The 13,866-nt window shown below is 31.7% G+C and carries 10 protein-coding genes; 7 read left to right on the top strand and 3 right to left on the bottom strand.

Features of this window, described 5'->3' with window-relative positions; genetic code table 11:
- Positions 1-4,004, top strand: a 4,004-nt coding sequence (locus tag ACJMLB_RS00380; RefSeq protein ID WP_405322742.1) for an Ig-like domain repeat protein, incomplete at its 5' end; no start/stop codon positions are given.
- A 672-nt stretch (positions 4,005-4,676) separates the two neighbouring features.
- Positions 4,677-5,702 carry a multidrug transporter gene (locus ACJMLB_RS00375; RefSeq protein ID WP_405322740.1) on the top strand — a complete coding sequence of 342 codons (1,026 nt, stop codon included), beginning with the start codon at positions 4,677-4,679 and terminating at the stop codon, positions 5,700-5,702.
- A 174-nt stretch (positions 5,703-5,876) separates the two neighbouring features.
- On the opposite strand, the gene ACJMLB_RS00370 is transcribed toward ACJMLB_RS00375, so the two are convergent.
- The gene (locus ACJMLB_RS00370) at positions 5,877-6,380 is read right to left on the bottom strand and encodes a hypothetical protein (protein ID WP_405322738.1); all 504 of its coding nucleotides are present in this window, start codon (positions 6,378-6,380) and stop codon (positions 5,877-5,879) included.
- A 46-nt stretch (positions 6,381-6,426) separates the two neighbouring features.
- On the bottom strand, positions 6,427-6,891 hold the full coding sequence (locus tag ACJMLB_RS00365) for a hypothetical protein (protein WP_405322736.1): 465 nt from the start codon (positions 6,889-6,891) through the stop codon (positions 6,427-6,429).
- 317 nt (positions 6,892-7,208) lie between these two features.
- Between ACJMLB_RS00365 and ACJMLB_RS00360 the strand changes: the two genes are divergently transcribed.
- The gene (locus ACJMLB_RS00360) at positions 7,209-8,582 is read left to right on the top strand and encodes a DNA primase (RefSeq protein ID WP_405322734.1); all 1,374 of its coding nucleotides are present in this window, start codon (positions 7,209-7,211) and stop codon (positions 8,580-8,582) included.
- A gap of 33 nt (positions 8,583-8,615) precedes the next feature.
- Here the strand turns inward: ACJMLB_RS00360 and ACJMLB_RS00355 are convergent, their stop codons facing one another.
- Complete coding sequence (locus tag ACJMLB_RS00355) at positions 8,616-9,107, bottom strand: hypothetical protein (protein ID WP_405322732.1); 492 nt, start codon at positions 9,105-9,107, stop codon at positions 8,616-8,618.
- A gap of 275 nt (positions 9,108-9,382) precedes the next feature.
- Here ACJMLB_RS00355 and priS point away from each other — a divergent pair, with 275 nt between their 5' ends.
- The 4 genes from priS (at position 9,383) to sstT (ending at position 13,731) form a co-directional block, all read left to right on the top strand.
- Entirely contained in the window at positions 9,383-10,375 is a 993-nt protein-coding gene (priS, locus tag ACJMLB_RS00350) for a DNA primase catalytic subunit PriS (RefSeq protein ID WP_405322730.1), read from the top strand.
- Between the two features lie 181 nt (positions 10,376-10,556).
- Entirely contained in the window at positions 10,557-10,949 is a 393-nt protein-coding gene (locus ACJMLB_RS00345) for a hypothetical protein (protein ID WP_296854681.1), read from the top strand.
- A gap of 529 nt (positions 10,950-11,478) precedes the next feature.
- Positions 11,479-12,267 carry a vWA domain-containing protein gene (locus ACJMLB_RS00340; RefSeq protein ID WP_405322728.1) on the top strand — a complete coding sequence of 263 codons (789 nt, stop codon included), beginning with the start codon at positions 11,479-11,481 and terminating at the stop codon, positions 12,265-12,267.
- Positions 12,268-12,468: 201 nt separating this feature from the next.
- Complete coding sequence (sstT, locus tag ACJMLB_RS00335) at positions 12,469-13,731, top strand: serine/threonine transporter SstT (RefSeq protein ID WP_405322726.1); 1,263 nt, start codon at positions 12,469-12,471, stop codon at positions 13,729-13,731.
- Positions 13,732-13,866: the final 135 nt, after the last annotated feature.

The raw sequence follows: 13,866 nt of genomic DNA, 5'->3' as shown, positions 1-13,866 counted from the left end.
TTGATGGTGTTGTTGCAACATTTAATGATGTTCCTATTGCAAATGGTACTGTTGGTGTTAATGTTGCTGATTTAGCTGCTGGAAACTACACTGTGAATGTCACTTACAATGGTGACAATAACTTCAATCCATCAAGTGCTGTAGCTAATTTCACTGTTGGTGCTATTGATTCAGCTGTGACTGTTAATCTTACCAATATCACTTATGGTGATAATGAGACCATTAAGTTTAATGTGACTGATGGTGCTACTGGTACTGTGAATATTACTGTGACTGGTCCGGATGGTGTTACTAAAACATTTACTGATGTTCCTATTGCAAATGGTACTGTTGGTGTAAATGTTGCTGATTTACCTGCTGGAAACTATAGTGTTAACGTTACCTATGGTGGTGACAATAACCATAATCCTTCCAGTACTGTAGCTAACTTCTCTGTAAGTAAGGCAAGCCCTTCTGTTAGTGTCAATACTACTGATATTGATTATAACACTACTGAGCCGGTTAAAGTAAATGTAACTGGTGTTGATGGTGGAGAAGTTCCTACTGGAAACGTCACTGTCATAGTTACCAATGATGATGGGGATGTTGTATTCAATGATACTGTTCCTATTACTAATGGTGTTGTAACTGTTCCTGTAGAGAATTTACCTGCTGGTGATTATAATGTTAACGTTACCTATAATGGTGATGATAATTACGCTAATTCAACCTTCACTGGTAGTTTCAAAGTAAATTCAATCAATTCTACAGTTACTGTAGAACCGGTTAACATTACCTATGGTGCTGATGAAACCATTAAGTATAATGTTACTGATGGTGCTACTGGAACCGTTAATATTACTGTAACTGGTCCTGATGGTGTTACTAAAACATTTAATAATGTTCCTATTGAGAATGGTACTGTTGGTGTTAATGTAGCTGATTTGCCTGCAGGAAACTACACTGTGAATGTCACTTATAATGGTGATGGTAACTTTAATCCGTCCAGTGCTGTAGCTAACTTCTCTGTAAGTAAGGCTACTCCTACCGTTAATGTGAATGCTACTGATATTGATTATCATGATAGTGAATCCATTAAAGTCAATGTGACTGGTGTTGATGGTGGTTCTACCCCTACTGGTAATGTGACTGTTATTGTTACTAATGCTAGTGGTGATGTTGTCTTTAATGATACTGTAGACCTTAGTGACGGTAAAATGACTGTCACTGTTCCTGCGAATTTGTTGCCTGCTGGTGATTATGATGTGAATGTCACTTATAATGGTGATTCTAATTACACTGATGCAAGCAATACTGCTAGTTTCACAGTCAATAAGATTGATTCCACTGTTGTAGTAAATACTACTGATATTACTTATGGTGACACAGAAACCATTAAGGTCACTCTTCCAGAAGATGCTACCGGTACTGTAAATGTAACTGTTAAAGGTCCAGATGGTTTTGAAAAGACCTTCACTGATCTTCCGGTTAAAGAGGATGGTACCGTAACTGTCCCTGTTGAAGACTTAAACGCTGGTGATTACACAGTTGACGTAAGTTATGGTGGAGACAATAATTATAAACCTCATAATGGAACAGGTAGTTTTAGTGTAGATAAATCCACACCAAGTGTTTCTGTTGAGGGAATAAACATTGATTATGGTGAATCTGAAACAATCACTGTTAATGTAACAGGAAAGAACATTACTGGAAACGTCACTATCACTATCGGTGGTAAAGTGTATGGTACCGTAAACTTAACTCAAACAGAAGAGGGTGCAACTGCTGTATTGAATATCCCTGGATTATCTGGTGGAGAACATACAGTAAAAGCAGTCTATAACGGTGATGATAATCACTATTCCAACCAAAGTGAGGACCAATTTGAAGTCAGTAAAGTAGAACCTTCAATTGATGTCGAACCAACAGACATTGCTTTTGGTGATGATGAAATCATTAAGGTTAATGTGACTGGTGTTGAGGGTGGTTCTACCCCTACTGGAAATGTTACTGTCATTGTTAGAAATTCTAGTGGTGATGTTGTCTTTAAGGATACTGTGGATCTTAGTGATGGTAAGATTACCGTTTCTGTAGAAGACTTACCTGCTGGGGATTATAATGTTACAGTTACCTATAATGGTGATAAAAACTACACTTCTATAGAAGGCAAGAATCAATTCTCTGTTGGTAAAGCCAAACCTACAGTTAGTGTAAACACTACAGATATCGATTATCATGACAGTGAATCCATTAAAGTCAATGTGACTGGTGCTGCTGGTATTACTCCTACTGGTAATGTGACTGTTGTCGTTACTGATGAAACTGGTGCTGTTGTTTATAATGATACCCATAATCTTACTGATGGTGCTGTCACTGTTCCTGTTGACGGTTTAGTTGCAGGAAAATATAATGTGACCGTTAATTATAATGGGGATGATAATTATAGGCGTGCTGATGATAAGGCTAATTTCACTGTAAATAAGATTGATCCTTCAATTCTTGTGAATACAAGTGATATTGATTATCATGACAGCGAAACCATTAATGTTACAGTTAATGATGACGCTACCGGTACTGTAAGCATTACAGTTACCAATGAAGACGGAGATGTTGTTTATAGTAACAGTTCTGAACTTAGTGGTAGCAAAGCTAGTTTCACTATTCCTGATTTGTCTGCCGGTAAATATAATGTAACAGTTGAATATTCAGGAGATAACAATTACAACTCCGAAACCGCTAAGGCCAATTTCACCGTTAATAAGATTGATACTCCAGTAAAAGTAGATACTGAGAATATCACATATGGTGATGATGAAACCATTAATGTTACAGTTAATGATGACGCTACAGGTAATGTAACCATTACCCTCTATAAGAATGGAGTTCCTGTTTATGAGGAAAACCTTCCTGTTGATGAGGCCACTGCAAAATTCACTGTTTCAGAATTAAATGCAGGAAATTACACAGTTCAAGTTGCTTACTCTGGAGATAATAACTATAAACCAAATACTGCAGAGGGCAAGTTTGAAGTAGCTAAAGCAAATGCAACCGTTGAGATTCATGTTTATGACATTATCTATGGTGATATTGAGGAGCTTACCGTAACCTGTAATGCTCCAGGTAATGTAACCATCTATGTAAATGGTGTCAACATTACTTTACCACTTGAAGAAGGTTATGGACACACTCTCTTTGCAGCATTGCTTAATGCATATTCAGGCAAAGCACAATGGGACCTTGAAAACTTGGCAGTTGGAACATATCCTGCTAGTGTACACTATAATGGTAATGAAAACTACAACGAAGCGGATGACGATGATGTATTCCATGTACTTAAGAAGGAAACATCTGTAACCGTATCTGTAGATGATATCAAGGTTGGAGAAGATGCTGTCATCAATGTGGAATTATCACCTAGTGCTGCTCCTGGAAAATTAACCATTACCGTTGATGGAAAAGAATATCATGTAACTCCTAAAAACGGTAAGGCAAGTCTTAAAGTTCCAGGATTAAAAGCAGGCAATCATACTGTAACTGTTTCATACCCTGGAAGTGAAAATTACACAGACAGTTCAAATGAGACTACATTCACTGTATCTAAGGTTAAACCAGATGTTGATGTTAGTGCACCAACCATTAAAGTGGGTGAAGATGGTAAAATCACTGTAACTCTTCCAGAAGACGCAACTGGTAAGGTTACTATTGAAATAGATGGCAAGAATTACACTTCTCAAATCAAAGATGGTAAAGCTGTATTTACTGTAAGTGGCTTAAAAGTGGGCAAACACCCAATTAAGGTTTTCTACACTGGTGATGATAAATATGAATCATCTGTAGTTGATGGTGGATACATTAAAGTCATAGAAGAAAACAATAATGGCTCTAATGATCATAAAGGTCATGCTAATGGCATTGACTTGTCTACTAAAGCTACTGGAAACCCAGTTTTAGCACTTTTATTTGTACTTGTATTCTTAGGCATTATACCATTAAGAAGAAAAAAAGACGAAGAAGATGAGGATTGATCCTTTATCTTCATTTTTTATTTTTTTTATAAAATTTAACTTTTTTTTATTTTATTTTTATTTATTTAAACTTTTTTTTAAAATTTAAATTTTTTGTTTTATTTTTATTTACTTTGAACTTTTTTTTTAAAATTTAAATTTTTTGTTTTATTTTTATTTACTTTGAACTTTTTTTTAGATTATAATTTTTGATTTTATACTTTTTTTATTTAATTAAATTTTTTTTTAAATTTTTAATTTTCAATTTTTCTTAAAATTTCATTTTTTAGAGAAAAATTTTATAAATATGACTTATTTTCTGCCTCATTTTTTAACAAAAAATTCATCAGTAGAAAAATAAAATTAATAATTGATATTTTTGATGGTTATGTCATGTTCTTTTAATTTAATTAACTATATATTTAATATAATAAACTTTAATTGGCATTTTGCTTATTTGGATTTGTTATATGTAGGATGGGCTATTACTTTTTTATGGTTTTAGTTATTTTTTATATATTTTTTATTTTTGTTCTGTCATGAATTTTATAAAAAGTTTATTTAATATAAATAATAAAAAATAAATTAATTAAATTAATAAATTTATTAAATTTTCAATAATTAAATTTTTAATAATAGATTCTTGTAATTTATTATTAATTAATTTTAGATTAAACAATATTTGGTGTAAAAATGTCAAGTTTAATTTCAATTCCCACATTGCCTTTAGTTGTCATTGCATTGATTTGTGGGATCTTATCATTTATCAGTACTCGATTAGTCATGCCATGGCTTATTCGTAAGCTTGAGAAGGCAGAAATCATAGGAAAGGATATCCATAAATCCTCTCGACCTATTGTAGCTGAAATGGGTGGTATGGGGATACTATTTGGTTTTATTATAGGAATTTTTGTAGGTATAATTCTTTTCCCAACATTGACATTCCAATTGGTAGTTGTTCTTGTTGTAGTTTTACTTGTTGGAATGGTTGGTATGGTGGATGACTTGATAGTATTGTCATCTAAGGAAAAGTTGTTCTTGCTCTTTTTGGCAGGTATTCCATTATGGTGGATTGCACCACCTAATGTTGGTCTTTTGTATATGCTCTTGATTCCAATAGCTGTTTCAATCTGTTCCAATTTAACCAATATGCTTGCAGGATTGAATGGTATTGAATCAGGCCTTGGAGTAATTTCAATGACCTCCCTTACAATAAGCTGTATCATCCTTGGAAAATATGATGTAGCTATTATAAGCATGAGCATGTTAGGTACCTTAATTGCTTTCCTCTATTACAATAAGTATCCTGCAAAGGTTTTCCCTGGAGATACCGGTACACTTATCATTGGAGCAACCATTGCTGCCATTGCATTTATTGGTAGGGTAAAATTGATTGCATCTATTGTTCTTTTGCCTAATATCATTGATGCTGCACTTAAATTCTATAGTGCAGGAGTTATGGAAAGGCAACAGCATAAGCCTACTCAATTAAATGATGATGGTAAATTGGTAAGGCCTGAACAAGGATTCAAATCTTTAATTAGATTTGTTTTAAGAAAACCTGTTGATGAAAAGACTGCTGTAATGATGATTTGGGGTATTGGTATTCTATTTGGTATACTAGGAATAATTGTGGCTATTTTAATGCCTGGAGTTACCCATAACCAAACATTTGCACAATTCATTCATCTAAAAGATATTTTCTATTATTTAGGATAATATCCTAATACTTTTTTTATTTTTCATTATTCTTTTTTTAAATATTTTTTATTTTTCATTATTCTTTTTTTAAATATTTTTTATTTTCAATTTTTCTATTTTCTCTCACTATTAAAATTTTTATTAATTTTATTTTCATCTTCTCTTTTCTCTTTTTTTAAGATTTTTTGTCAATCAAACCCAAACTACATTTGCAGTAGTGAAACTGTATTTATTTGAAAATGCAGGATTAAACAGTTTATTTGTAATATTCTCACTTTTGAAAGATTGTGTTATGCTTTTTCTAACATTATAATTTATACGATCTCCAACAGCTTCCTTTTCTTCTTTTGTTTTCACATTTGGAGATGATGCATAAATCTTCAATTGTATTCTTGTCCTATTGAAACTGTCCTTTCCTTTTATGGATTGGCTTATATTAACTATTTTTATATTCTTTTCCCTTAAGAGTGATTGCTTCCTGAAATCTTTTGAATAGTTATCATAGGATTCCTTTGGATAAATTGCCAATCCATTTGATGAGATTCCTTCAAGAGCGCCATCTCTTGCTGAAGCCATTGCCACGTTTAGTTCATTGGCATCAATTATTGCATTTGCTAATATGATTGCTGCAATAAGTGAAAAACTGATTAATAGCAGTAATTCTACACTTATTTGGCCTTTCGTATCCATTTTCATGATATTTTCCTTTAGGTAAAACTTGAATATTTATATTTAAATTAATCTAATTGCCTATTTGCCTAATCAAAATTGAGCTTTGGTTGATTGTATTTGTCTTATTGTCATTTACCAATGTTTTTTCAATCAAATAAGTTCTTCCGTTATATAATTCAATCCTTTCTATTGATTTATTGCTTGTATCAATAAGTTTAATTGGATTAATAACGGATTTTCCTTTTTTATTATTAAATTCAACTATTGTCTCTCTTTCCGTTACAATGATCTTATAAAAGTTCCCTTCAATTGATTCAGGTAATTTGATCTTTTTCCTGAATCCATATTCATTTGAATTGACCTCATTTATCGAGTCTGCAATATGGGTTGCTAAAAATCTGCCTTCGCTGTTTTCATGAATTTCAATATCTGAGCTTAGGTCTTTTTCTATCATATGCAGATTTACAATTAAAAGCAGGATTAGAATCAAGGTGCAAAATAAAAGTTCTATATTGATTATTCCTTTTGAATCCATAGATATTCTTTTTATTTTATCATTATTTAAATATTTGCTAATATTTCAACTCAATTTAATTGTATAACTGTTATTTTTTAATTTAGATATGATTTATCAAGTTTTTAATAATTTTAAATCATCAAATCAATATTTTTATCATTTAATTAAGTTAGGTTTATTTTAGAAAATGTAATTTAATTAAAAAAATTTATCAATCCTATAAAAAATTATTTAAATGTATTGAATTATAGTATAATATATAAAAGCTGATTTTTTTAAAAATATCAATATATTATTTTTGTTGAAAATAGTCATGAGAGCTTAGGAGTAATTAAATGGTTTTAGTTTCTTATTTGAATCCCCTATCACAGGAAGGAAGGAATATTGTAAGGGGATTAGGTGGACTTGAAGAGATATATTCACATAATGATGATCTTATGGATATTGTTATTCATACCAATCGTCAGACCATTTCCAATCAGGAGGTTGTTCCTGAAACTCTTGTCGATTTGGCTTTAAATCGTATAAAATGGTATATTGAACGTAAAAACAATAAGGACTTTAATCCTAACGATTATGCTTATTTTTTCAATGAAAGAATAGCTGAATATGATACCATTGTCTTTCACATATTGGCTCAAGCTATTGCAAATAAGTTTAGGCCAGGTTCCCGTGAGGTTAAGCTGTTTGTGGAATCCCAAGGTTTGATGATTGAGGACAGATTGATCAAGCTTCCATTATCTGAAAGGAAAGAGGCTGTAGAAGAGATTTTAAGCGATTTGCTTATTCAAGATGGCATTGAATGGTCTTTCTTAAAGGATTTGATAGCCACTAAGAAATTATCCTTGACAGACTTGGTTCTTCTAAATGGTGAAATAGTTTTGGATAGGGAAGAGTTTGTTTACTCATTTGGTGATGAATTCAGTGATAGGTCTCCAGAGAGGATTTATGATATCTTGATTGGAGACAATTTGAGAGAGCTTATTTTAACTAAGCTATTGATGCAGAAGACTGAAGATTACATAAAGTCAATTCAGGATCAATTGGCTATAGTTGAAATGCATCCTGCCATTGTTGAATTAGGTGAAATGCTCGATGAGACAATTACAGAATCATTAGCTAAATACAGCACTTATTATGCAAGCGGTGGCGCTTACGGCAATATGGAAATTGGAAAACTCATTAGGGAAGCTTTCCCTCCATGCATTGAAAACACTGTAAATGGTGTTTCATCCGGTGGAAGAAATGATGCAATCGTATTGCTTTTGACTTCATTTGTATCTTATGCAAGGCTTTATCCAGGTATTTTTGGCTCTGATAGGACAGTAAAGGTTTCAGACATTGATACAAACCTTAACATAACCTTAAATGAGATATTGCCACTTATTTTTGAAGCTGCAGACAATTGTACACCTCCTTTATTTGAAGACCAGCCTCAAGAAAAGATAAACATCATATCAAAATTAGGTTTTGGAATGCATGAGGAAGTAAGTCTTGAAAATGAGGGAGAGACCAAATGGTACACTCCAATGAGTTGTGAAAAGATCAAGATGCATCTTCCGCATCTTTGTAAGGAAAATAAGGATTGCGCTAAGATAAACAATCCATTGAGTTATTATTCAAGGAAAAAATGGATAATGAGCAAGAATGGTGAATTGCCATCTGACGATAGTTCTAAAGGGGATTCTAAAAATGATTCTAAAGAATAGGTGAAATCATTTGAGAAATTTGGATGAAAATAATTAATATGTATAATCCTCTTCATCGTAGTATCTTAAGATTATAGAATGCTCAAAATCCTGATAGTTATTGAAATGATATTCCTCATAATCTTCAATAAGAATCTTCATCTGTCTTTCTTTTTTGTCTATTGATTCAATCTTGCAGAATTCATCTAAGAGTTCTGGATCATAGTCATCAAAATACTCTTCATTCTCTTCTTTTTTTAGTTTAAATTCAAGGAATCTTTCGTATTCATCATCATCTAGAATCTCCTCTTCATCATACAATTCCTCTTCAGATTCTATTTTATATAGTTCAATATGCTCGCTGTCATGGCTCATATCAAGCAATTCGTTAATATTCAATCCAATTCCTTGAACTTTTCCTGTCTTTAGGTTGATGATTGTTTTTCCGGTTGATTCGTAAGCTATCCACTTATCCAATGCAGGCTCTATGATTTCCCTTATGCTTAAGCTTTCTATAAGTCTTCTAAGTTCCTCTTCACTTAGCATTTAAATTCTCCATTCCAGTTTTTATTAGCTATTTTTCCTTCAAATTTTGCTTTTTTCATTAGCTATTTTCATTATAATAAGTTTTAAGTATTATATAAATCATAAATATTTTTACTTATATATAATATTTATTTAAATCAATTAAAAACTTTATTTAATAAATATTATGAAATTTATAAAATATTTGAATTTAATTTATTTTTATTTAATAAATTATGAAATTTATAAAATATTTGAATTTAATTTATTTTTAGAATTTGACTTTTGGTGATTATATGTTTGGCCAATCAAGTATCCAAGAAAGAAGGAGATATTATAGGGAGGAATGGTCTGAAAAGGACATTCCTGACTTTATCGCAGATGGAATCACTAAAAGGGAATTCGGTTTTGACCACTTAGGACATGGTCCTAATGACCGTTATAAAGTGTTTTTTGGAACAAGGCCTCTCAAGCGATTTTTAAGAACCAAAGCCCCATTTGCAGCATACATTTCTGTAGCATTTTATGCAAGCCCAAGAAATCGTGGAGGATGGGAAAAGGCAGAATATATTTTTGATATTGATGCAAAGGATTTGCCTATTCGTTCCTGCAGTTGTGATGGAGTCTGCGAGATTTGCTTAGGGGAAGCTCTTGAGAGAGTGAACATTATGTTAGACACTTTAAAAGGTGATTTGGGCCTTAAGAACATACATTTGATTTATTCAGGAAGAGGATTCCACATAAGGATACTTGACCCTGTTATGATGGAAGCGGACAGTGACTTAAGAGGTGAAGTGTTGAAATATGTTGCTGGTGCTGAAGTTCCAAAATCACAGTATCCGAATGTCACTCCAGGTGGAAAGCCTTACAATTTTGAGCATTTCTCAATTCCAATAGCTTATCCTGCGATTTTCACTGAAAAAGTAAAGTATAACATTCTTCACTTGAAGGGAGATGAGAAGCTTGATGGAATCAACAATAGATTGTTGAAGGACATGGTAAAGAATAGGGATTACCTTTACGATGATGATTGGGGGGCATTCAAGCAAGCTATTGGTCCAAGAAGGTATAAGGATATGGTAAATGCCATGGCAAGAGTGAACCTTGCAACAATTGATGCAAAGGTAACCATTGATTTAAAGAGGATTTTAAGACTTCCTAGTTCCCTTCACTCTAAAGTAAGCATGAAATGCGTTGAGGTAAAGAATCCTGAAACATTCGATCCATTTAAACATGCTGTTCCTAAATTTGTATATGAAAGAAAGGATGAATCTATTGCAGAAAAATAGATTTTTTAAACCTTCATTTAGATAATTGTACTTTTTTACTAAAAAATAGCTATTTTTAAATCTGTAAATGATAAAATTATACTTTTTTACTAAAAAATAGATATTTTTAAATTTATCTTCAACATAAATATTATTAAGAATTAATTTATTTAATTTATTAATTTCATTAAGGAGGTTCAATATGTTGAATAAAAAACTTATTATAGCTTTTATTGTTGCATTAATAGCTCTTATTGCTGTCGGTTTTGTTGCATTGCATCTTGTTCCTAACAATGATGTGCTTAATTTAAACCTAACTGATAATGCAGAGAATTTAACTGATAACATTACTCAAAATTTAACTGTCAACACTACAGATGTAAATGCATCAGCAGTTAATGCAAATAAAACAGTTAATGATGCAAACAATACAAATGCAAACTCTAATGCCGTAGATTCTGGGGATGTATTGAAAAAGCAAACTTTCACTGTATCCGAAAATGAAACAGGTCAACATGAAGGAATGGAACCAGGAACCTATGTGCTTTATTACACAGAAAACGATGGTCCAATCAAAATTGAGAAAGTAGGATAATTAATCTTTAATTTTTTTACTTTTTTAATTTCTTTTTTAATTTTATTATTTTTTAATTTCTAATAATTAATTTTTCAATTTTTTAATTTTATTTTTTATTTTTAATATTAATCAACTACAAACCTTTATAAGTAACTGAAATATATTATTGTTAGAAAATGTATTTGAAAAGTCTTATTGTCCTTTATTTTAAATTTAATCTGTTTTTAATAATTTTTCTAATCATATGTTATATGTTTGAAATGATAAATCCAAGAACATTTTTATAATGTTCTTAATTTTTATTAATCTGTTCTTAAAAAAAAGGACATCTTTATATACTATGAAGTATATATTAGTATTGTCGAAGAAAAATGAATTCAAAATAGGGGGGTTGATATCTAATTTGCTAATCATTTTTCAACATTCAGTATGTTTTTAGAATACACCATTAATCACCTTAGCTGTTAAGATAAACATTAAAGGGGGAGTGGATGTTGAGAAGAATAAAAATTTTTACTTTTATAATCTAAACTAAAGGGGGTATTTTATGGATAATGAAAGTTTAAAAATCGACAATCAGGATTCTGGTGAAATCTCTGATCTTGAAGAAATGCAAGAAAATTTAAATGAAGAAAACCAAGAAAACAAAATTAAAACTAATGTAAATGGGGGAAATGATATGAAAAACGAAAACAAAACTGTTATAACTGACTACAATGATGAGAAACTTGCAAACATTAAAATTGAAGATGAAGAAATGGACTTATTCTTCATTTTAGACAGAAGCGGATCTATGGGTGGCAGTGAAAGTGACACCATCAAAGGTTTTAATGCTTTCATTGAAAAACAATCAAAGAAAAACCACAATATATTTGTAACAACCATTCTCTTTGATGACAGATATGAAGTCCTATATTCCAGAAAACCTATATCTAAAGTTGAGCCACTTACTGAAAAAGAGTATTATGTTAGAGGATTAACAGCATTGCTTGATTCAATTGGAAAAACTGTAAACACCTATAAAAACAAAGTAGGCTCCGCTATGTGTATCATAACTTCAGATGGTTATGAAAATGCTTCCAGAGAGTTCAAAAGGGATCAAATAAAGAATTTAATTGAAAGTAGCGGATGGGAATTTGTATTCATAGGAGCAGATATTGACGCTTACTCTGAAGCTTCAGATATTGGAATCCGCAGTAGCCGTATAGCTAAAAGCAGAAAAAGTGCTGATGGTTTCGAAGATATGTATGATGCATGTGAAATAGTCACTGATAGGTTCTACAGATTAAGGGATATTGATGATGACAATGAGGATTGGAAGGAGAAATTAGACTAATCCCTTTCTTTATTTCTTTTTTTTAAACTTTTTACTTAAATATTTTTTAATTTTATATTTTCTTTTTCCATTTTTCCCATAATTTTTTCAATAATTATTTACATTATAAAATACTATATCTAATTAAGTATTGAATTATTAAATAATTTAAATTTTCAAATTAATAATTTTAATATCTTAATGATTTTTTAGAGGAATAATATGAATAAATATGTTGAAAAATGGGTTGAATCCAGCCTAATATTAAAGATACTTATTGGATTGATAATTGGAGCAATTTTAGGCCTTACAGTTCCACAATATGAAATGATTGGGCTTTTAGGCCAATTGTTTGTAAGTGCATTGAAAGCTATTGCTCCACTTCTTGTTTTTGTATTGGTTGCTTCAGCTTTGTCTAAAGCTGGAGATGGTATAAGAAGCAGATTCAAGACTGTAATTGTTTTATATATATTCTCAACATTCCTATCTGCTATGGTTGCAGTAACTGGCAGTTTCCTATTCCCAGTGTCAATGCATCTTACACAAGCAGGTAAAGTAACTGCTCCAGGAGGTTTAGGTGAAGTCATAAGCAACATGCTATTGAATATATTCACTAACCCATTGCAGTCACTCTCTCAAGGGGATTACCTTGGAATCCTATTTTGGGCAATCGTATTTGGTATCTGCTTGAAGCAAGTTGGAAGTCCCACTACAAAGAATGTATTTGAAGACTGTGCAAACGCTACAAGCTTGATTGTAAAAGGAATCATTCAATTTGCTCCAATCGGTATTATGTCACTTGTATTCAGTGCAGTGGCCGAAAGCGGTTTAAGCATTTTCATTCAATATGGACAATTAATCTTATTACTTGTTGCTTGTATTGGAACAGTTGCATTGATTACAGATCCATTGATTGCAGCATTCGCTTTAAGACGCAATCCTTATCCTCTTGTTTTCACTTGCCTTAAGGAAAGTGGTATAACTGCTTTCTTTACAAGAAGTTCAGCAGCGAACATTCCGGTGAATATGAGACTTTGTGAAAGATTAGGGCTTGACAAGGACTTCTATTCAATCAGTATTCCACTTGGAGCTACAATCAACATGGAAGGTGCAGCTATTACAATCACAATAATGACTTTAGCTGTTTGTCATACTTTGGGAATTAGTGTAGACTTGCCTACAACCATTGTTTTATGTATTATCTCTACATTGGCGGCAGCTGGATCTTCAGGTGTTGCTGGAGGTTCATTATTGCTTATTCCAATGGCTTGTTCATTGTTTGGAATACCTGCAGACATTTCCATGCAAGCTATTGCTGTCGGATTCATCATTGGGGTAATTCAAGACTCCTGTGAAACCGCTCTTAACTCAAGTGGGGATGCATTGTTCTCTGCAACAGCGGAGTATCATGACAGGGCAAAAGCAGGAGAACCAGTTAATTTCTTAGGTGAATTTGCTAAAAATAAGGAAGAGACAACAGCTTAATTTTCTTCTTTATTCTTTTAGCTTTTTTTATATTTTTTTAACTTTTTTTATATTCTTTTTATTTCTATTTTGAAATTCTATTTTTATAATAAGCTCTAAAAATTATAAAATTATAAAACTAATAAAAATTATAAT

This window comes from Methanobrevibacter sp., assembly GCF_045114555.1.
Classification (GTDB): domain Archaea; phylum Methanobacteriota; class Methanobacteria; order Methanobacteriales; family Methanobacteriaceae; genus Methanobrevibacter.
Note: the sequence above shows the minus strand (reverse complement) of the source record. Positions and strands in the feature narration are given on the sequence as shown.